The sequence below is a fragment of the Lachnoanaerobaculum sanguinis genome, from assembly GCF_033242365.1.
Taxonomy (GTDB): Bacteria; Bacillota; Clostridia; order Lachnospirales; family Lachnospiraceae; genus Lachnoanaerobaculum; species Lachnoanaerobaculum sanguinis.
On record NZ_BTHK01000018.1, the window covers coordinates 15047 to 36073 of the forward strand.

The 21027-nt window shown below is 35.3% G+C and carries 17 protein-coding genes and 2 tRNA genes; 1 reads left to right on the forward strand and 18 read right to left on the reverse strand.

The window, feature by feature from the left end:
* Positions 1 to 16: 16 nt before the first annotated feature.
* The 9 genes from SBH76_RS11125 to SBH76_RS11165 form a co-directional block, all read right to left on the reverse strand.
* Positions 17 to 862 (reverse strand): Cof-type HAD-IIB family hydrolase, encoded by an 846-nt coding sequence (locus SBH76_RS11125; protein WP_317977854.1) that lies wholly within the window; start codon positions 860 to 862, stop codon positions 17 to 19.
* Between the two features lie 9 nt (positions 863 to 871).
* On the reverse strand, positions 872 to 1729 hold the full coding sequence (locus SBH76_RS11130; protein ID WP_317977855.1) for a YitT family protein: 858 nt from the start codon (positions 1727 to 1729) through the stop codon (positions 872 to 874).
* A 19-nt stretch (positions 1730 to 1748) separates the two neighbouring features.
* Complete coding sequence (locus SBH76_RS11135; RefSeq protein ID WP_317977856.1) at positions 1749 to 2363, reverse strand: sugar O-acetyltransferase; 615 nt, start codon at positions 2361 to 2363, stop codon at positions 1749 to 1751.
* 50 nt (positions 2364 to 2413) lie between these two features.
* On the reverse strand, positions 2414 to 4342 hold the full coding sequence (locus SBH76_RS11140; RefSeq protein ID WP_317977857.1) for a heavy metal translocating P-type ATPase: 1929 nt from the start codon (positions 4340 to 4342) through the stop codon (positions 2414 to 2416).
* Positions 4343 to 4517: 175 nt separating this feature from the next.
* Entirely contained in the window at positions 4518 to 4793 is a 276-nt protein-coding gene (locus SBH76_RS11145) for a metal-sensing transcriptional repressor (RefSeq protein WP_315086515.1), read from the reverse strand.
* A gap of 152 nt (positions 4794 to 4945) precedes the next feature.
* A complete protein-coding gene (locus SBH76_RS11150; RefSeq protein WP_317977858.1) occupies positions 4946 to 5491 on the reverse strand; it encodes a pirin family protein in 546 nt (181 codons plus the stop codon).
* A 63-nt stretch (positions 5492 to 5554) separates the two neighbouring features.
* Positions 5555 to 5803 carry a pirin family protein gene (locus tag SBH76_RS11155; protein WP_317977859.1) on the reverse strand — a complete coding sequence of 83 codons (249 nt, stop codon included), beginning with the start codon at positions 5801 to 5803 and terminating at the stop codon, positions 5555 to 5557.
* 138 nt (positions 5804 to 5941) lie between these two features.
* Positions 5942 to 6025, reverse strand: a tRNA-Tyr gene (locus SBH76_RS11160).
* Positions 6026 to 6070: 45 nt separating this feature from the next.
* Positions 6071 to 6142, reverse strand: a tRNA-Arg gene (locus tag SBH76_RS11165).
* 250 nt (positions 6143 to 6392) lie between these two features.
* Here SBH76_RS11165 and SBH76_RS11170 point away from each other — a divergent pair.
* Positions 6393 to 7124: an AAA family ATPase gene (locus tag SBH76_RS11170; RefSeq protein ID WP_317977860.1), complete on the forward strand. Its 732-nt coding sequence runs from the start codon at positions 6393 to 6395 to the stop codon at positions 7122 to 7124.
* Positions 7125 to 7178: 54 nt separating this feature from the next.
* On the opposite strand, the gene SBH76_RS11175 is transcribed toward SBH76_RS11170, so the two are convergent.
* The 9 genes from SBH76_RS11175 to SBH76_RS11215 form a co-directional block, all read right to left on the reverse strand.
* Positions 7179 to 8048 (reverse strand): hypothetical protein, encoded by an 870-nt coding sequence (locus SBH76_RS11175; RefSeq protein WP_317977861.1) that lies wholly within the window; start codon positions 8046 to 8048, stop codon positions 7179 to 7181.
* Positions 8049 to 8160: 112 nt separating this feature from the next.
* Positions 8161 to 9162, reverse strand: a complete 1002-nt coding sequence (locus tag SBH76_RS11180; protein ID WP_317977862.1) for a helix-turn-helix transcriptional regulator — start codon at positions 9160 to 9162, stop codon at positions 8161 to 8163.
* Complete coding sequence (locus SBH76_RS11185) at positions 9146 to 11026, reverse strand: GmrSD restriction endonuclease domain-containing protein (RefSeq protein ID WP_317977863.1); 1881 nt, start codon at positions 11024 to 11026, stop codon at positions 9146 to 9148. The genes SBH76_RS11180 and SBH76_RS11185 overlap by 17 nt, the downstream gene beginning before the upstream one ends.
* A gap of 78 nt (positions 11027 to 11104) precedes the next feature.
* The gene (locus SBH76_RS11190) at positions 11105 to 12373 is read right to left on the reverse strand and encodes an AAA family ATPase (RefSeq protein ID WP_317977864.1); all 1269 of its coding nucleotides are present in this window, start codon (positions 12371 to 12373) and stop codon (positions 11105 to 11107) included.
* Positions 12366 to 12992, reverse strand: coding sequence for an alpha/beta hydrolase (locus SBH76_RS11195; protein ID WP_317977865.1), 627 nt, complete (start codon positions 12990 to 12992; stop codon positions 12366 to 12368). Before SBH76_RS11195 ends, SBH76_RS11190 begins: the two co-directional genes overlap by 8 nt.
* Positions 12993 to 13187: 195 nt before the next feature.
* The gene (gene recQ / locus SBH76_RS11200; RefSeq protein WP_317977866.1) at positions 13188 to 15038 is read right to left on the reverse strand and encodes a DNA helicase RecQ; all 1851 of its coding nucleotides are present in this window, start codon (positions 15036 to 15038) and stop codon (positions 13188 to 13190) included.
* 7 nt (positions 15039 to 15045) lie between these two features.
* The gene (locus SBH76_RS11205; RefSeq protein WP_317977867.1) at positions 15046 to 18417 is read right to left on the reverse strand and encodes a PRTRC system protein E; all 3372 of its coding nucleotides are present in this window, start codon (positions 18415 to 18417) and stop codon (positions 15046 to 15048) included.
* Between the two features lies 1 nt (position 18418).
* Complete coding sequence (locus tag SBH76_RS11210) at positions 18419 to 19762, reverse strand: SWIM zinc finger family protein (RefSeq protein WP_317977868.1); 1344 nt, start codon at positions 19760 to 19762, stop codon at positions 18419 to 18421.
* Between the two features lie 189 nt (positions 19763 to 19951).
* Positions 19952 to 21004: a HigA family addiction module antitoxin gene (locus SBH76_RS11215; RefSeq protein WP_317977869.1), complete on the reverse strand. Its 1053-nt coding sequence runs from the start codon at positions 21002 to 21004 to the stop codon at positions 19952 to 19954.
* Positions 21005 to 21027: the final 23 nt, after the last annotated feature.

The following is a 21027-nucleotide window of genomic DNA, read 5'->3' on the forward strand; positions in this document are numbered from 1 at the left end:
AAATCCTCCACGAAATCTACCTGTCCCAATAGAAAAGATTATCAATCACATCTACTATACCGTCCTCATCATTGGACTTTGTAATATAGTCTGCAGCCTGTCTTACTTTCTCCTGAGCATTCGCCATTGCTACGCCTATACTTGCAGCCTGTATCATTGATAAATCATTGAATCCGTCTCCACAGCAAACAAGGTTCTTTGTATCCTTGCCTATCTTCTTTGTCATATTTAAAAGGGTATTTGCTTTATCTATGCCTACCTCTGTAACCTCTAAAAAATACGGCTCGGAACGAACAATATTTAACTTTCCTTCCCAAAGCTTTTTCATTTCCTTTTCCACCTTGGCAAGATGCTCACCCGGTGCGGTCATCAAACATTTAATAACCGGAAATGTAATCTGTGGTGCAAGAGGGTCAACTTTCACTCTTATAAAGTGATTTATTGTGACCTCCAACATATAATATTGCTCATCTATATCAAGAGCATATGCCTTATCATGATTGTAAGTCATAAGATTTACTCCAAAATGTTTTGCCTGTTCTTCCAAAATAGGCAGATACTCATGTGTAAGCTCCTTCATAAACAACTCTTTATCATTTTTACAATCATAAAAATAACCACCATTATAGGCAAGTATATAGCCGCCTTTCTTTTCAAGTTCAAGTATATTTGCTATCGGACTTACTCCAAATGTGGGTCTGCCCGAGGCAAGTACAACCGTTCCTCCGGCCTTTATAAATTTGTCTATAGCGGCTTTAGTATTCTCGGTAATCTCCTTTTTTGAATTTGTCAATGTACCGTCCAAATCCAATGCAAGAACCGCTTCGCTTATCCTTATTTTCTTTTCTTCAAATATATTCATTTTCCATCCTTATAAATGTCTGAATCCTTCTCCTGCCACTTCATTTGAATCCAAAATAATAACAAATGAATTAGGATCCAGCTTTTTTGCAGCCTGTCTTACTGCATGCACTTCCTTTGTTCTGCATGCACACATTACCACATTTCTTTCTTCATCTGTATAACTTCCCACTGCCTTAAGATAAGTCGAACCTCTGTCAATAAGATCTGATATTTCTTTTGCCATTTCCTTCGGCTTATCACAAATAATCATAATAAGCTTACCGGCTGTAAGTCCGTCCATCGCCTTATCAAGCACTACAGAAACCAGATAAGCTATAATAAGTCCGTAAATCAAACTGTTTACATTTCTTGAAACCAATGCAACACCCAGCACAATAATCAAAGAGTCTATAACCAATGCTATCTTTCCCAGTGAAATATGCGGGAAAAAATGATGTATCAAAACCATTATAAAATCCGCACCGCCTGTGGAAGAATCTCTCATAAATATAAGCGCATATCCTGTTGCCGATATTATTCCGGTACATATAGCAGCCAACATATAATCCCCTTGATAAACAGGCATAGCTTTTGCAACTATATCAATCATTATTGAAGTTATTATAATTGATTTAACAGACTTCAATAAAAATTTTCTTCCTATTTCTCTGTATGAGAGTATTGCAAAAGGTATATTTAATATTATTGTTCCTATTCCGACAGGAAGACCTACCATTTGGTAAATAATTAGTGCCAAACCTGTAAATCCTACCATTGGAAATTTGAATGCCGCTGCAAAGCAGTATGTACCTATTCCCATAAAAGTACCTGCTATGATATCCACGATAATATCAATTGTTAATTCTTTTATAAATTCCTTATTCATCCTTTTATAAACCTTTATTCTAAAATAATTCACTCTTATATTTTACAGAGTCTTCTTCAGTTATCTCTCTAAGCACTCTACAGGGATTTCCGGCAGCGAGTGAGTTTGCCGGTATATCCTTTGTAACCACACTTCCGGCAGCTATTACACTGCCCTCTCCTATAGTTACCCCTCCTGTTATTACCACATTAGCCGCAATCCAGCAGTTTGACCCGATATTAATAGGCTTTGCATACTCATCATCATATGCGCTTCCGTCTTCTTTGTATTTTACATTTCTCTCCTGCCATCTAAGCGGATGAACAGGTGTCATAAGACTGCAGTTCGGTCCAAACATTACATTGTCACCGATATTTACAGGACATACATCCAATACAGTAAAATTAAAATTGGCATAGCAGTTTTCTCCAAATGTTGTGAAGGCTCCATAGTCAAAATAAATCGGCCCCTGTAAATAGACTCCCCTACCTTTATTTGGTATGAGCTCGTCAATAATAGTATCTCTCAGACAATCATCCTCAAATAAAGTATTGTACTGTTGAGAAAGTCTGTGAGCTTTCGTTCTCAATCTGACAAGCTCTTCATCAGTGGGGTCATATATCTTTCCTGCGAGCATCTTTTCTTTTTCGCTCATCTTGTCTCCTATATAATTAATTATTTTTAATGCCGAATTTATATTATATACTATATTAATAAAAAAAGGCAGTCCCAAAAAGGATTGCCTTCATAAATCTTATATATATATCCCTTCCACTTAAGCAAAAGCGATGAATTAATTATTACAAGTATAGAGCCTGCATTATGTACCAATGCTCCTACAATAGGATTTAATACACCTGTTATTGCCAAGAAAATCGCAATGAAATTCAGCCCCATAGAAAATGACATATTTAACTTGATAGTATTCATCATCTTTTTAGATAGTGACAATAAATGTGGAAGCTCCTTAACATCATCATCTACAAGTGCAATATCCGCCGCTTCTATGGCAATATCACTTCCCACACCGCCCATAGCAATACCAACGGTTGCTCTTTTAAGTGCGGGTGCGTCATTTACACCGTCTCCAATCATACATACAAGTTTTTCTTCTTTCTCCCTACTGTCAATAAACTTGAGCTTATCCTCGGGCATACATTCTGAAATATGCTCTGATATATTTAATACACTTGCTATATTACCTGCAGCATTTGCATTATCACCTGTAAGTAAAACCGGAGCCACACCAAGTCCCGACAGCTTTGAAATCATTTGAGAGCTCTCTTCTCTTAATGTATCTGAAAGTACTATATATCCTGCAAACTTTGAATCTATTCCTATATAAATAACTGTACTTCCCTTATTTATGTGCCTATTAAACTCCTCCTCATTTTCAACAGTAATATTGTTATCGTTTAAAAGTCTTATATTCCCCGCAAGAACAGATTTATTGTCTATTGTAGATGAAACTCCCCTACCGACTGTCATCAGGAAATTTTTACATTTTAAAACATCTTTTCCGGTTATTTCTTTATATGAATTTACAATTGCCTTTCCTATCGGATGTTCAGAAAGTGCCTCACAAGCTGCCGCAAATGAAAAAATATCTTCATCGATAAAATCATTTGATATACTCTTGTATTCCTTAACTGTAAGCTTACCTGTTGTCAGTGTACCGGTTTTATCAAAAGCAATAGTATCTACTTTTGAAAGTCTCTCTAAGGCATCGCCCTCTCTTACAAGAAATCCGTGTTTCGTTGCATTTCCTATTGCCGCCATTATAGCTGTAGGTGTTGCAAGTACCAATGCACAAGGACAAAAAACAACAAGAATAGTAACCGCTCTGATTATCTCTCCGGTAAATATCCATGTAAGTACTGCCGCACTGAGTGCTATAATTACAATCCATGTGGCCCATCTGTCAGCAATGCCTACTATCTTTGAATTCCCTGCATATGCGGATTGCATAAGTCTAATCATCCTTTGAATAGAACTGTCCTCACCGACTTTAGTAGCCTTCATTTCAAATACTCCGAACTGATTTATTGTTCCGCTTGCAACCTCATCTCCTACAGTTTTATCTACCGGTAAAGACTCTCCCGTCATTATAGCCTGATCTATAGACGTCTGACCTGAAATAATAATTCCGTCAACAGGTATACTTTCACCGGGTAGTACCCTTATAATATCTCCTGTCTTTACATTATCCGATTCTATAATTCTTTCAACACCGTTTTCAATAATCCTTGCAGTTTTTGGTGTCAGTTTTACAAGCTTTTCAATTCCCGCTCTTGCCTTTTCCACAGTTAAATCCTCAAGCAATGCTCCAAACTGCATGATAAAAGCTATTTCTCCGGCTGCAAAAACTTCACCGATACATATAGCTGCAATAAGTGCAAGTGATACCAACACATCCGCTTTTATATCAAATTCTGTAGTCAGACCTATTATAGCTTCCATTATTATAGGTAATCCGCAAAGTATGATTGCAACCCATGCAAGATTAACCGGAAGCTTTATCAATCCGGTTAAGCTTAAGAAAAGAGATAATCCCGATATAACCAAAAATACTATATCTTTTTTTACTCCTCCAATTTCCATTAAACCTTCGATTTTTCTCATAAAATCTTTCATATAAGCCTTCTTTCAAAATACATAAGTTATAGTTTATACCAATAGGGGTATATGTTTATGTTCGTATTATACCCATAGGGGTATATGTTGTCAAGCTCATATTAAAAAAACCGATACATTAATCATTTCGCTTTGAATAATGTATCGGCTTTATTTAAGTCTTATATTGAATATATTAGCCCATATTTGCAAATCGCTCTACCGCTTTTGTAAAATTCTCTATTGTCTTATCTACATCACCATGGTCAATACCGTCTCTCACACAGTGTTGTATATGTCCTTCAAGTATCACCTTTCCACAACCGTGTAATGCTGATTTTGCGGCATTTATCTGCGAAAGCACATCCTCACATGGCACGTCTTCCTCTAACATTTTATCTATTGCCTGCACCTGGCCTATTATCTTTTTTAATCTGCGATGTAAATTAGTTAAATCCATACACTGTTTCATAATGCCTCCATTTTTCTGTTAAAAGTAATTTATTTTAATATATCAACGTTATTATCTCTAATAATTTTATAATTCAAGTCTGTAAAATATTATAATTCAGACAAAAATTTATGTCAATGCAGGCCTTAGTTATGCGAGCTCTGTGTTTCATGCTATTCTAAAACTTCATTGCCATAGTCTGCATTTTCTTTTATAAATGTCCCGTTATTTAATTCTTCAAAGGCCTGTCTTATTTCCGCCTCTGTATTCATAACAATAGGTCCAAACCAAGCTACAGTCTCATCCAACCTCTTTGATGCATATATCAATATTTCCGCTTTATTATTTTTGGTTTCAAGTAAAACTCTGTCTCCATCTCCAAGTTTTGCCGCAGTTTTCTCCTCTACATTTTTACCTGAAATTATCACTTCACCACGCAGTGTAAATGCAAAAGCTGACAGGCCCTCTCTTACAGGTATTTCAACACTGACATTATCTTCAAGATGTATGTCATAAAAATCTAAAGGTAGATACTTTCCCTGCCATCCCTCTTCATCTTCATACTTTCCTGTAATCAGTCGAAGTCTACCTCCTTTAAATTCAAACTCTTTAATTTCATTGTTTGAAATACTGTGATATGCCGGCTGTGCACTCATCTTATATTTTGCAGGCAAATTTAACCATAATTGCGTACCGAGAATACGTTCTCCTCCGGGCATTTCTTCATGTTCCGCACCTGAACCTGCTGTCAGCCATTGTGCCTCTCCATCATATATTGTGGCCTAAGTACCAAGATGATCCCTATGAGTCATTTCTCCTTTGCATAAAAATCTCACAGTCTCTATACCTCTATGAGGATGCATCGGAAATCCTGCGCTATAATCTCTCTTATCTTTACTGTCAAAGGCATCCAACATCAAAAACGGATCGTATATATCCCTTGTAGCGTTTCCCAGCACACGCACCAAATGTACGCCTGCACCGTCTATCGCCTTTTCTCCCTTTGTCTCAAATATAACTTCTCTATTCAAAATCTATTCTCCTTATATCCTAATGTCTCATGAATTCCATGATTAATATATTATATAGTATTATGTCAAATCAGGTTTAAAGATTATATTTTTATATTTGGAGTCAATTATGAAGATTTACACATTTCTATAATAAAATGGGCAGAGCAGGATTTGAACCTGCGGTGTTTCTTTTGTAACGGATTTACAGTCCGCCCCCTTCGCCACTCGGGACACCTGCCCAAATATAAGTTGATATCTAACAACTAAATTGCTGTAACATATCCATTCTCCTATCCGGATTCGAACCGGAATCAACCGGTTCGTAGCCGATCATTCTGTCCATTGAACTATAGGAGACATACTTTGCTTTGATGAGCTAAGTATATTATATAGTAACCAACCTGTCATTAAACCTGTGGTATACAAGTACGGTTAAATTTATTTTAATAAAAAAGAGCGTCAATTTGTGGTAAAATTAAGGTGGCAAAACTCAAAGAAATAGCACTAAGGAGCCATTTTTGAGTTTTGCAGGCTATTTTGAAGTTGATTCTTAAGATGAACGTAGATTATGCTGTAGTTTATGGTAGACAGTAAGAGGAATTATTTTATGATATATATAAAATCTATAATTGATATAGAATGTGATAAATTGCCGAAAGAAAGTTATCTTAGAAAAATTCCCTGGGTGAAAAATTTTCAAAGAATAGATTTTGGAAAAGCTGTCACTTTCTTTGTGGGTGATAATGGAACGGGAAAATCAACTTTATTAGAAGCAATAGCTGTGACATTAGGCTTTAATCCTGAAGGAGGTTCCGAAAACTTTTGTTTTTCTACAAGAGAAACTCACTCTGAACTTAGTGATGTAATGCGAGTTTCAAGAGGGGTAAAAAAAGCAAAAGACGGTTTTTTTCTTCGTGCAGAATCATTTTATAATGTAGCAACAGAAATCGAGAATCTTGCAGATGGGGATTATAGTTTCTATGATGGTTATGGTGGAAAGTCTATGCATTCCCAATCACATGGAGAAAGTTTTCGTTCTTTAATGATGAATCGTTTCAGAGGAAACGGTATATATTTGTTAGATGAACCGGAAGCTGCATTATCTCCCACAACACAGATGTCGATGTTGTGTATTTTAAAAGAATTAGAAAAATTAGATTCTCAATTTATTATTGTTACACATTCCCCAATTCTTTTGGCATATCCAAATTCGGATATATACGAATTTGGTGAAGAGGGAATTGAAAAAAAAGGGTATAAGGAAACGGAATCCTACTTGGTGACAAAATCTTTTTTAGATAATCCCGAACAAATGATAAACTTGTTATTTGAAAAATAGAAAGAGAGCGGTATTTCACGCTCTTTTCTCTTTTTAAAGGTGTTTTTACGGAATTTATTTCACCTTCCCCTCTTCAAGTTTTGCAAATAAGTTCCAAACTCTTTTTATGCTGTTTCTTTTTTCCCTGTTTTCAGCTTGACGATAATACTTTTTTTGTTGCTTTGTTACTTTCGGTAATTTCTTATAACTGATCTGCATTAACTTTTTTGCTTCATCATGTCTTACAATATACTCGAGATGATTGTATGGTGATTGATTCTTTACCACATCCCTTTGTACATGGTAATGTGCAGTCTTTGCTTCTTCCATAGTGAGAGGCTTTCCGTCAAACGGACAATGCAATAACTTATACCTGTCAAAGTATTGTACATACGATATTTTCCAAGCCGCCATATCGGTAAGAATATAAAGATCGGTATCGTCAAACTCTATTTGCACTCCCCTTTTCTTAGCTAAGTACTCTATTCCAAGTGCATACTTTCTATACTTACAAGGATAAAAGGCTACCCTTTCTTCCTTTGCAATATATCTCATAGCTGTTTTCAGGTTCTTACTTTTTCCAACTTGGTCCACTCTGATTAATAAATATTTTTGAAATTCTTCATTCCACTCTTCAAGATAAAGTCTTATTTCCTGACTCGATTCACTTAGACCTATTCTCCAATTGTACCAATCAGTATGTACTTCTATATAATCATCCTTAAGCTCTGTCCATATAGGTAAATCTCTAAATACATCCTTTAAATTTTCTCTATACTCATTATATAAAAACTTGATATTGCAACAGCACTTACATGGCTTTAAATATTTAATCCTTCCGTCATCCAAATCAAAGCTTATCAATGACTTTTCTTCGATTCGATTTATAAATCTGCATCCCGGTCTGTGATAAATCCTTGATTTACTACTCATCTGTGCTATCATCTTCTTCCTCCAATCCACAAAGTACTTCTTTGTTATGATTGGAGTTTATCAGAGTATCTGTCCGTTAAAAATGACATCTAATAAACCTTCTTATGCCTTACTTAAACTCCCCTTATCTATCTGAGTATTTCTTTGACATGCCGGCAATACTTTCTTTAATTTGATTTCTAAGACTTTCAGGTTCCAAAACCTCTACATAAGGTCCATATTGCAATGCCCAGAATTTCATTGCCTTTTCATTACAGTTGACTCTTACTGTAATCCGGTCTTCATCTTTTTTAATAATACTAAAGTCTGTCCCAAACCAATCCACCAACTCAGACATCATATCTTTGGTTGTCAGGAGCTTAACAGCAGTGCTTGTTCCGCTAAACATATAAATATGTTCAGCCATATGCTTTGGAAGATTTATCCCGGCCTTAAGCTCAGGCACATCTTTCATCGGCTTAACTCTATCTTCAAGTTCACATACCTCAGTCATTTTGTCTATACGAAAATGTACTACATTATCATACTTGTCATAATTTCCTATCAGATAAAATTTTCCGTTATTTGCAACTATCCTGTACGGATTTACAATATAACGCTCTTCTCTCCTTGGATGAAGCTTAAAATCGGTTCCGATATCATTATATATAAAACTGATCTTATGTCCCTCTGAGATTGCATCATTTATCTTATCTATAGAGTAGATGTTTTGTCTGTTTATGTTCTTGTTAAGCTCAGGTATATTACATATATTTGACACTTTTGCATTGAAATATTTACTTGAAAGCCCTCGTATCTTTTTAATAAGTTCCTTAACCTGATTTGAAGAAAATTCTTTTGAAAATAAAATGCTGTCAATAAGTATCCTAAGTTCCGCGTCATCAAATTCTCTAAAAACCATTCTGTATCCGTCTTCCATTGATATTTCAAATCCATGGCTCTCACCGAATTCTTTCAATAACAAAACATTATTCTTTACAGAGCGTCTGTCACATACCGTTCCGTAATCTTTTTCCAAAAGCTTTATAATCTCTTGTTGTGTCAAAGAATGATCTTCATCGGTATAATTGCGAAGTATCTCAAGTATAAACATATTCAACATCTTTTTATTACCTATACCGTACAACTAAGCTTCCCCCTCGGATACAAAAAACCTTTTTTCCTTTCATAAACCTCTTTATCTTTTTAATTTCTTCTTTTGCTCTCCCACTAACACATTTTATATCCCATTTATCTTTGTGCTTGTCCAAAATTTCCTGTCTGACTGCTTGGACTGCTTCATATTTTGATTCCTCGTACTTTTCGGTCTTACCTTTTAAAGGCTTATCTTTGATGCTTCTATTAATGCTACGCTCAAGTACAGTTAAGTTACCTATTCCGTTAAACTTATCCACATTGTCCTTATCATCTTTAAAATTGTTTCTTGCTTCAATATGTTCAATATCATATGGATCCTTGATCATTTCATAGTTAAAAAACTTCTCATAAATATCACGTTCTTTTACCCCTTTAGCCACCTCATCAATAAGTGCAGTCAGTGTACAAACGAGGTGAACCCTGCTACCATTATCAAATAAGCCGGATTCTATAATTCCATAAAATTTTATCCAAGTTTTGTGTTCTTTATTGTGTTCTTTATTTGGTACCGGTGGCAATAACTGTTCACTAATTGGTAACGGTGGCAATAAATTTTCCACAATATTTTTTATAATCTTATCAGTGTTGCATTCCTTAAACCACTTAAAGCATTCATCACAAACATTATTTTGAACATAATTTATTACTCTGTCATTAACTACAGTATAGATCAAAAAGAATCTAAACATATACATATTTACTCTCAGTGAATCTATATAGTAATCACTCCAGCCTTTTCCATCAGCTTTAGCCCTAAAATAGGCAACCACAAAAGGTATGGTCCAATACCTTTTATATCTGGTTTTTTCTACCAAATAAATTGAAAAGATTTCTTTTGCTATTTTAGGATGTTCGCCATTGTACCTTACATTTTCAATCCAGCGCCAATAATCTATAAATCCATCTACTATATGCTTGAATGTGTCAAACTCCAACACGCTTAGGTCACTTTGTTCTGTAAGTCTTGTCCCTTTAAAAAGTTCATCAAAGAACTTTTGATTGCTTTTGGACACTTCAGAAAATCCCCATCCAAATTCAGCACAAATTATATGTTTATAGATATCTAAAACCCAGCCCATATCAAATTTTGTCTGATCTGTTCTTCCGTCTTTTCCAAGTTTCTCATTGCTGTCATCTATCGATTGATAACAGGAATTTATTTCTTTTAACCAGTCTTTTGTATTATCGATTCCTCTAAGATAATTATAATATCTTACTTTAAAAATATCTGTTGCATTCAAATCCAGTCCGGTAGTATTTATAGTATTAAAAACCGAAACCACTTCGGATAAATCCATTTCTTCAGTAATCAGTTGTACAAAGTATACATTATCCAAAACAAAGTTTTTCAATTCCGTGTAGAATTCATTTTTTTCTTTAAACTCCTTTTCAAAATGCTCAACTTCTTTCTTTAACAGTTTCCTGTTTTTATAATATTTGGAAGACTCATTTTCAATATTATCATCATTTAATACTTCTTTAAGCTTCTCCGAGTCTATAACCATGCTGCAATCTATATACTCTTTAGGATGTATTTCATTTCTTTGAAGCAAGTCCAAAAACAGCAGAAATGTTGTAAGTCTTTGTTGACCGTCAACAATATCAAGCATATTTTTATTTTCTTTATTACAATCAAGCTGTATTGTACCGAAAAACACAGGTTTTACATTTGCTTTGCACTTTTCTTCATTGACCTCTTTAAATGCATCAAATATAGATTCCAAAAAATCTTTTATGTTTTTTTCTTCCCATGAATATGGACGCTGGTAAATAGGTATGCTATATCTTTCTCCTTCATTTACCTTTATTACCTCTCTAAGTCCAAGCACTTTAGAATCAATCGGAAATCCCATAAATCCTCCCTATAATAACTTATTCTATTAAGATTACAAACATAACTCATTTTTATTCTACATCATTACAACCTTTTTTCAATCTCTAATCACTACACTGTCTCTTATACTCTTAATTTGCTTTTTAGTAAGTGTTTTCTCTTTCAAAAGTTCTTGAACCATGGCATCAAAAAATCCTCTGTTTTCAGCAATAATCTGCTTTGACTTTCTATAATATCTATCCATCTCTTTGTCAACTTTTCTGTCCTTACTTTCCAATAAATATTGGGATGACTTACCTCTTTCAAAAGCATCAAATCCATATGCACAGTAATTGTCAACAAATGTTGTAGCCAAGCCAAATGCTTTATGCAAATCTTCCTCACAGCCAAGATCAAATGTTCCATAAATTATTTCAGTCGCAGCCTTACCTCCTAGGCTTCTGATGACTTCATTCTCTTGTGCAACTACATTAAAATTATAATCCTCAGGTTTTCTTACAGATGTTATCCCACCTGAATTATTTGAGTAACCGCAGATCGAAATAAGATTTACAGATCCCGGCTCCAATATTTCAGAAATAACGGCATGTCCTGACTCATGTATGGCAACCTTTTTTAAAATATTACTGTCAATATATTCTACCGACTCAGGTGCATCAAATATCAAACGCATACACGCTTTTATAATATCTCTTTGCTCAATCTTTGTTCTTTTGTCAAATACCGCATAAATTCCGGCTTCATTTATTACCATTTCCAATTCTGCACATGAGTGTCCTTCCATAAAGCTTGATATATCATCTATATCTATATCTCCAAGCACTTGTTTTTTACTTAAAAAATGCTTTATTATCTTCTTGGCATCATCTCCAACGGGGCATGTCATCTGAATAACCTTATCAAAACGTCCTGCTCTCATAAGTGAATTCGGTAAGCAATATATATTGTTTGCTGTAGCCAAAACAAAGACATTTGAATCCTTGCAATCATCTATACAGGACTGTACAACTACATATTCCTCAGCATCTTTGTGATACTCATCCTCATTTGCAAACTTATCAATATCATCAAGAAATACTATGGCAAATTCTTCTTCTTTTGCTTTATCAAATATATCTCTGATATTATTAATAAACTCTCTACTGTGTTTATCCTTCCTTATTGTAAATGATTTTATTTTGCTTTCTTTTATAAAGCTCTTAGCTAACATAGTCTTTCCTATACCCGGCTCACCATGCAAAAGCATTCCCCTCGGTATTTCTACACCAAGCCTCTTATAATCTTTAAAGTTTTTTAGTACATCACAAAAACGTATCAGTTCCGCCTTAATATCGGCATATCCTATAATTTTATCAAATTCACTCATTTTCTTCTCCCTCTAATATAACCTGATTTTTTCTATTACCTTTATTTTCCGCCTTCAACCCGTCAAAAAAATAATTTAATTCGGATATCAAAGATTCTGTTGAAAAATCATGTCCTTCACCTTTAATTATTTTATATTTACAGGCAGTATTTTTTATGCTGTCTAAGATTTCAATATAGCGACATGACGGATCGTCTTCACCATACAAAAAATACATATTATTTCCTCTAAACTTTTTAGCACCTTCTTTTATTTTATGAAAATTGATCATCAATGGAGCATTTATTAAAACAGCATTCTTTATTTTTTCAATTTTACTGCACTGAGCTGCACCTATCGAAGCTCCGTTTGAAATTCCCACGAAATATATTTCTTTATAATCTCCTACACACTTATCTACACTTTTTATTTCTTCCTCCAAATCACATACCGAATCTTTAGGATTGGCGGAAACCACAAATGTATAACCATATTTTTTAAATAAAATACTGCATATGCTCAAATATTTATTTTTAAAACCTTCTATAGTTCCTCCTCTACCGGTTTTAATAAAAACAATATTTTTTTCACCATTTATAATTCCAAACTGTTTTCCGATTACTATGTCATATTTCTTCACCAATTATCCTCCCTCTTTATTCATGACTGAAATCCCTTCATCCAATTTATTTTACATATTTAAAATAGCATAAATAATGTACAATATTTTGCACATTGAAATTATGTTGCAACGCGATATTCTTTGTTAATACCTACACACAAAAAAGGCTCCCTCCGATCAATCGGAAGGAACCTTTATCCTTTTATTTATTATTTACTTCACATATTCCTTTATTACAGCAATAAATCTTTCACCGTATTTACCGTATTTATTTTCTCCGACACCTGAGACATTTAACATATCGGATTTTGTGGTAGGCATCTTTGCGCACATATCAATTAAGGTCTTATCATTAAAAACAATATATGGAGGCATCTTCTCTTCTCTGGCAATTTCAAGTCTCAGCTCTTTTAATTTATCAAAGAGTTTGAATCCTGAAGAAGTAAGTGAATCCATGCCCTTTATATTCTTCTTAGGCTTTAACTTCCTATTTGTAACCTTGTCTTCATCGGTTATCTTTACTAAGACCTTGGTATCTTTTAACTTTAATTTGCTTATGTCTCCGAGTTTTAAAACCTGATATTCTCCTGTTTGAATATAGCCCTCAAGTAAAAGCTCTTCAATAAGTCGCCGTAAAAGAGTTTTATTTGATGATTCCAAAACCCCATATGATTTATATTTACTTGCTCCTATTTCTTCCAGCCTTGCAGTCTTTGCTCCAAGTACTGTATCCATTATTATATTCTTGCCATATCTTCCACGAGATTCATATATACAATTTATTATCTTTTTAGCCTCATCCGTCATATCAAGAGTTTCAAATTGACGCAGACAATTACCGCAATCATCACATGGCTTTTTGGGATCTTCTCCGAAATATTTTAAAATATAGTTGCGCAGACATTCAGTCGTATAGCAATATCCCTCCATTATCTGAAGTCTTTTAATATCCCTCTCCCTGATTGTCATTGCATCTGTCGGATCAATTTCACTAAAATCTTTATGTTCCAATAAAAATCTGTTAATTATAATATCCTGAGGTGAAAACAGTAAAATACATTCGGAGTTAAGTCCGTCTCTACCGGCTCTTCCCGCTTCCTGATAATAGTTTTCCATACTTGATGGCATATTGTAGTGAATGACAAATCTGACATTTGATTTATCAATTCCCATTCCGAAAGCATTTGTTGCTATTACGATACTTGTATAGTCAAATACAAAATCATCCTGCATTTGCTTTCTCTCTTCAATACTCATTCCTGCATGATACTTTGCAACAGATATGTTCCGCTTTTTTAATAGTGTATATAAACTGTCCACATTTTTTCTGGTTGCACAGTATATAATTCCACTTTCACCCTTATGTCTGTCTAAATAATCAAGTATAAAGCGGTCTTTACTTTGTGGTTTATCTACCTGAAAGAATAAATTCTCCCTGTCAAATCCCGTTACAAGAAAATATGGATTGGTAAGCCCCAAAGAGCAAATAATATCTTCTCTAACATTCTGAGTGGCAGTTGCTGTAAATGCACTTATAATCGGACGTTTATCCAAAACATTTACAAACTCCGCTATATCCATATAACTTGGTCTGAAATCCTGTCCCCACTGTGAGATACAATGTGCCTCATCAACAGTTATCATTGAAATCTCAACACCTTTTGCAAGCCTAACAAAATCTTCACTCATCAGTCTCTCCGGTGCCACGTATATAATCTTATATTGACCTTTCGATGCATTTTTGAAAGTATCATGCATCTCCTTTTCAGATAAAGAGCTGTTTATAAATGCAGCATCCACACCGGCTTCATTCAATGCCTTTACCTGATCTTGCATAAGGGAGATAAGTGGAGAAATGACCAATGTGATTCCTGAAAGCAGCATAGCCGGAACCTGGTAGCACAGTGACTTTCCCGCTCCTGTAGGCATCACGGCAAGAATATCTCTTCCATCCAAAACAGCATTTATAACCGATTCCTGCCCCTGCCTAAATGAGTCGTAACCAAATACAGCCTTCAATGCTTCCTTTGGAGTTTTATATATTCCACTATCCGCTATTCTCATTCCTTAATCATCCTATCCCCAGTATTTTTGCCAAACTCTTAGCCTTCTTCACTGCAGTGGACTTGGCAGTACAGTTTTCAATCTCTAAAAGTCCGGACCATTTGGCATCTTCTTTTGAAATAAATCCTCTCTTCATTGCTTCCCTTAAATAATCGGCATAATAAGTGCAGATATCCAAAACTCTGTTTATCCATACAGGCGGCTTATTATTTTTTACAACAACCTCTCCTGCGTATTTGATACACTCAACAAGCATTACATAGCATATACTTAAAAGCTTATTTTCTTTTTCAACTATTCTTACAAGCTTTGCCGGGCTTATCTCCTCATGTAATAAAAGTTCTCTCATGACTTCTCTTAAATTCTCTACAGATAAATCTCCCGAGTCCACCAGTTGTCTGAAAAGACTTTTTGCTCCATAAATACTCTCTCCGTCCTGTGCCAAAGTACTCACTGCAATAGTCAAAAATATCTTTGAATAAGGTGTTGAACTGCCCTCAAGAGGACCTTCTTTTTCACCTCTCCAGTTTCTATATTTGCTTACTACAACCTTTTTCTTTTCAGAGTCGTAATGAAGCCATACACTCTTTTCTTTCTCATCTATGATTTTTCCGTTGTTGTCGGCCACAGCTCCCGACATTTGAGCCTCTTTTTGAATTCCGTAAAACCATCCGTAAATATATACTTGAAACAGCCTGCCTGAGATATCCGGTAATTGTAAATTAAAGCTAAAAGCTTTATCACCTTTTCTTACTTCAAATACATTTATATCAAATTTCACATTATCATTGATTAGCTTTTTTTCCTCCGGCAATGCTACCCATACTTCATCAAAATCATTTGGTATATTTTGATTCTGTACTTCTTCATACTTTTCTTCTTTTATATCCATACCAAGAGAATTTAGCTTATTCACTATTTCCTTGGCATATTCTACCGCCTTTGAAGATCCGGATTTTTTGGCGAGACTTTTTACAGCATTCATTTCCAATGCACTTTGTGGGGCAAGCTTATTTTCTACCGCAAAAATAACTTCATCAAGATAATCTCTTAGAAATTTTACAATCTCAGCTGTTCCTGAGAGCATTCTAGGTGCTTTAAGTGATACATCCACCACATCACAGGCAGCCATCCATACCAAACTCAGCATACCGTCTTTAGCCATATTGTCCATTGCAAAAGCCAGACTTGCCAAGTTTGACGGTGTACCGCCGCTCCAATCAATCTCTGAGATATCAGCTATTCCGGGTGTCAAAAGTCCTCTATCCCATGCTTTTTGACTGGCCTCTATAATATCCTCTGCATTTTCGACGTTTAAATTACCTTGTATGGCGATCCAATTCATCATTGCACCTTTTGTAACCGGCTTTCTTCTTCTTGCTATCTGCCTTAAAACAATTCCCTGGCCATGGTAAACTTCAAGATCTCTATGTATAGCTGTGAGAGAATAATCACCCCAGTTTGGAAAAACAGAAAACATATTTATATAATTATGTGAAAGTCTATTCGGTAATACTCTAAGACTTTCAGGTATATTAACCTTAATATTCCAATATGCAATTTCTCCCGTTTTCAATTCCGGTTCGATATATGAATCTTTTAAATACCCTGCAATCAGATTACCGACTGAAATCTCCTCACCTGATTCATCCTTTAACACTTCTCCTGAAGGAAGTTCTATTTTCAGGTCTATCTTCTTTAATTTTTCTACGTATTTTTTTATATCTATATCTGCCGGATGTTCTATCTCCAATCTTGTAATTGCAAGCTGTAGATCCGGCTCTGAAACACATGCTAAATTCTTATCTTCATATATTGATAAGCGTTCCACTAAATCATTTAAACTGATACTTAGATCGACGTAACTTGGTGTACTCAGTAAACAAGGCCATTTGCCCATAGAATTAAACAATAGCTCTCTTCGCATGTACATAAGATCATGGTATCTGATCTTTAAGACTTCTTGTTCACCATTCCACACATTTTCTTTTGTATCCTTTATCATATTCATTTCAAGGTTCTTAGCCCATCTTCCAAGTGTTCTTAAACCTCCGGCATCACCGTTTGGAATACCTGCAAGGCTCATTTTAGCTTCATCCGAATTTGTATAAGCAATATAATTTGCCATTGCAATAAATCTCTCAAAAAAAATATCTGCAATATAGTCCTTTCTTTTAGAAATATCTGAGACCAAATCTGTTAATCTTTCAGATGATATCTCCCCAAGTTCAAACCTTGGCACCTCCCAAAGTTTAGGTGTTTCTCTCCAAAGCCCTTGCAATTCTTCTTTTACATCTTCATCTTCTATCTCAAGTCCCCAAGCCTTTTCAATACTTCCCGCAAGCTTTGCTATACTTTTATCCTCATCCTGCTTATAAAATAGAAGCCATTCTTCATACTCTTTTACCGACTTAGGCTTTTCCCTTTTTAAAGCAGACTTTAAAATCAGTTTCTTTATTTTTTTCACCTTTGCAGAACTGCAGGAAATCAGTATAGGATATAGCCAGTCGTCTGTAGCACTCTCTATAAGTACAGGAGCAAATCTCTCCATCAAAGCCGTTTCTCCGAGTCCAAGCAGTGGAATAATTGTTTCTACTCTTGCTTTTATCTCTTCATCTGTAATTCCGATTTGTTCCAATACATTTACATATTCTTTTCTGTCTCCCGGCCTTTGTGCAATGCTAAGTCCGTAAAACACCTGCTCCATAGCAGTATCTTTTGTAATGAGATTATTTTGTACACCCCATATAAGTATCTTTGAAAAAGGTCCGGTTGCAGGCACATTCAAGGCAACGCCTACTTCTATATGCTCATTAAATCTTCTTAAAATTTCACTCTTTTCAATTACAAACTTCTCATCAAAATTGTAGTCTTTTCTTTTTGATGTCAAAAGAATTGCCGCTACAGCTGCCCAGTCCTTCATATACTCCACAGACTCGGGAATTTCAAGATTCATTTCATGAACAAGTTTTAGTGCCAACATACCAAGCACTGACAGTGAATGCTCCCATATCCTCCTGTTTGAAGCGCAGGCGGCTTGTATAAAGTTCATTGCGAAAGTCTCGCCTCTCTCCTTTATAGCCTTTAGGGCAACTTCACTGCTTCTCCTAAGAATATTTGCAGCTCGCTTGGCATCCACTCCCACTCTTATAGCAAAGATTGCAAGCTTTTCAAGATTTACATCCACCACAGAAACAAATCCATATGTATTATCTGATAATTGTTTTATCTCTGTCCAGTCTCCGGATTTTAATCCTTCTCTTGCCTCTTTTTGTTCTTCTTTGCTTCCTATTCCGAGATTTAAAATATCGTCAAAATCTGTCTCTTCATAGCCGAGAGAACGATATATTTCTGCAGCTTTTTCTAATTTACTTGCCATACTATACTCCTTTTTTAAGTTTTACCGCCAAAATATGCTTGCATGGTCCTCTACTGTTTTGATGTTTCAGATACCATGTACAGGTGCATTTTGCATTTTCCAAATTTTCATCTGTAGGATAAATAACTCTATACTTAGTTTCTCCCGATCTTACATGCCATATATTATCTTCAATATACTCGGTATCTTCCAGCAGTTTTTTTGCACCTACAAGCCTGGGATTGTCCTTTAAAACTCTATCAGGATCATCAGGCAATTCCCTATGGAAAAATGCTCTATCTCTGACATCAAACCCGAGCTTCCCTGAAACGGCAAGCAACTCCATTGCATCATTCATATCATTTTTTACTATTCCTATTGATTTTGATATTTTATCAATATCAAGTCTTGATTCAAAGTTTAATATATTATCAATTTTGTCCGCACATTCAAGTATTTTAGGTGTTGAGAGTGAATCAAGTAATGCTCCCTCTCCAGAATAGCCTTCATAACTCTTTGCCGTCAAACTAAGAGTAATATTTGCGCCTGTCATACATACTTCAATCATCATCTGCCCCGGCTCACCATTCTCAGGTGCGTAAAAAAAGATTGAGTTTACATTGCTCATTATTTTTTTAAGTGCACTAAGTCTGTGAATGCCACTGATATATACACTGTTTTTTTCTTCTCTTGATTTTAACATTACACCTGTCTTTGTGGGTGTAAGCCATCCGGATTTTTCCTTTCCTGTAACAGGAGGTAACATTGCAATAAATGACTTCGCCTGCATTCCCTCTACATGGAACTTGTATTTCATATTTTGATGCAGCATAGCACAATTTCCAAGTGCTCTTATCCATCTGTCAGGCATCTTTACAGGCCTTTGAGTAACCATATCTGTAAGCAGACTTCCGTTATCAAGATTTTTACTGTGCAAGGTCTTAAGTCCTTCATCTCCTATTCTAAACTTCAATCTGTCTCCCTGTCTTATATTAAGAAGAGACTTTCGTAAATTGTTGCCTATATCCACATTTGTAGTACCATAAAGTATGTCACCATCCAAAGCACTTTGGAATACATCCATTCTTGCATAAACACCGTTGCAAGCTGAGAAGCATTCTGCCCTCAGTCTGTCACCCTGTGCAGAAAGGATAGGGTCTCTTTGGTCCACCGGTACGTATTTAAAGTATCTTGTACTCACAATATCTGCCAGCACCAGCAATCCTCCTGAAATAATTGTAGGATTGATTATTTCTCCATTGAAAAATAAAGGATCGTTCTCTATACCGTTTGGGGTAAGTGCAGGTGCTATAGATAAGCTCAAGTTTCCGTCAAAAAGGGTTGATGCCGTTTTAAATTCTCTCATTATATCCCCCTGAAATTTGTATACTAAAAGGGCAGTCCTATGTAGGATTACCCTTTTATTTTAGCATAAAATTTAGTTTTTTACTTCATTTAGTGACTCCATAATCATATAGTAATATTAATTCTCCCACCTATAATTAAATCAAATCTCTGAATTTTCCGACACTTTATATTTTTTTTGATAACAGATTTAAATAACTATTTCATATTTCTCTTTCAACTTATTTAACATACTATACTTAATCATCCCTTCCAACTGCATTCTTCCGACTATTATCCCCGGAGCGATTCCCTGTGCCTTTGCAAATTGAAGTACTTGGCTTTCTGAATAATCTCCATTTCTTCTAAAATCTTCAAAGTCTTTAGAGTCAATCAGTGTATCACCTGACCATCTGTCAGCCTCTTTCTCATCATCTTCAGATGTACCGTTTGTCTGCCCCACATGGCCAAGAACAATGTGTGCAAGTTCGTGGAATAAGCTGAACCAAAACTTGTCTGCATCCTTTCCTCTTGCAGTAAGTCCAAGAACAATCTTATTCCCATCTATAAAAGAAGCTCCCTGTAGAAAAGATCCCTCAAGATGTGGCAAAAATACTAAAGCAATACCACAGTCTGCAAGATATTTTTTTATCTTAGGACAGAACTCTTTTGGGCTAAGAACCGTCATGTTTCTTATATCATTCAAAACTGAAGTTAACCCTTTGATATTTATGGAAGCTGTTTGAATATTACGCGCCTTAATCCTTGCTTCTTGAGCCCACGCCATTAAAGCCAAATCACTTTTTTCCGTAATTGCCAAACGTCTACATGCAATTCTTGTAATCTGCTCCTTTCCGATAAGAGAAAGTTCAACAACCTCAAAAAATTTCCTAAGATTAACAACCTTTTCATTAGATTCTACGGCATCCGGAATCCAACCGAATTTTACCATCTCCCTATAAGGAATTTTTTTTACCATCTCTTTATCGGCTTCCATTGCATTTTCTGCTTCTGCCTTAATAATCTTCTCTCTATAGATTGACTCCAAATTATTCCAAAACTTAGCAGGAACACCTAAAACCATCTCTAATCTGACTGCTGTTTCAGGTGTAAGCTGTACATCGCCATTAATGAGCTTACTGATATGTTTTTCAGACATATCCATTCTGGCAGCAAACTCCTTCTGGCTCATTCCCCTGTCGTTTAACTGCTCTTTAATTGTCGCTCCGGGTGGCGTTGCAATATAACTGCGACTTCTAACCATTGTGCTACCTCCCCGACTTGAAA

Excerpts from the sequence above, each read along its gene's own strand:
- SBH76_RS11145 (WP_315086515.1), bottom strand. The coding sequence starts at position 4,793 with ATGAAACAGTGTATGGATTTAACTAATTTACATCGCAGATTAAAAAAG.
- recQ (WP_317977866.1), bottom strand. The coding sequence starts at position 15,038 with ATGAGAATAGCGGATAGTGGAATATATAAAACTCCAAAGGAAGCATTG.
- SBH76_RS11125 (WP_317977854.1), bottom strand. The coding sequence starts at position 862 with ATGAATATATTTGAAGAAAAGAAAATAAGGATAAGCGAAGCGGTTCTT.
- SBH76_RS11190 (WP_317977864.1), bottom strand. The coding sequence starts at position 12,373 with ATGAGTGAATTTGATAAAATTATAGGATATGCCGATATTAAGGCGGAA.
- SBH76_RS11170 (WP_317977860.1), top strand. The coding sequence starts at position 6,393 with ATGATATATATAAAATCTATAATTGATATAGAATGTGATAAATTGCCG.
- SBH76_RS11205 (WP_317977867.1), bottom strand. The coding sequence starts at position 18,417 with ATGGCAAGTAAATTAGAAAAAGCTGCAGAAATATATCGTTCTCTCGGC.
- SBH76_RS11140 (WP_317977857.1), bottom strand. The coding sequence starts at position 4,342 with ATGAAAGATTTTATGAGAAAAATCGAAGGTTTAATGGAAATTGGAGGA.
- SBH76_RS11130 (WP_317977855.1), bottom strand. The coding sequence starts at position 1,729 with ATGAATAAGGAATTTATAAAAGAATTAACAATTGATATTATCGTGGAT.
- SBH76_RS11175 (WP_317977861.1), bottom strand. The coding sequence starts at position 8,048 with ATGATAGCACAGATGAGTAGTAAATCAAGGATTTATCACAGACCGGGA.
- SBH76_RS11215 (WP_317977869.1), bottom strand. The coding sequence starts at position 21,004 with ATGGTTAGAAGTCGCAGTTATATTGCAACGCCACCCGGAGCGACAATT.
- SBH76_RS11185 (WP_317977863.1), bottom strand. The coding sequence starts at position 11,026 with ATGGGATTTCCGATTGATTCTAAAGTGCTTGGACTTAGAGAGGTAATA.
- SBH76_RS11135 (WP_317977856.1), bottom strand. The coding sequence starts at position 2,363 with ATGAGCGAAAAAGAAAAGATGCTCGCAGGAAAGATATATGACCCCACT.
- SBH76_RS11210 (WP_317977868.1), bottom strand. The coding sequence starts at position 19,762 with ATGAGAGAATTTAAAACGGCATCAACCCTTTTTGACGGAAACTTGAGC.
- SBH76_RS11150 (WP_317977858.1), bottom strand. The coding sequence starts at position 5,491 with ATGCCCGGAGGAGAACGTATTCTCGGTACGCAATTATGGTTAAATTTG.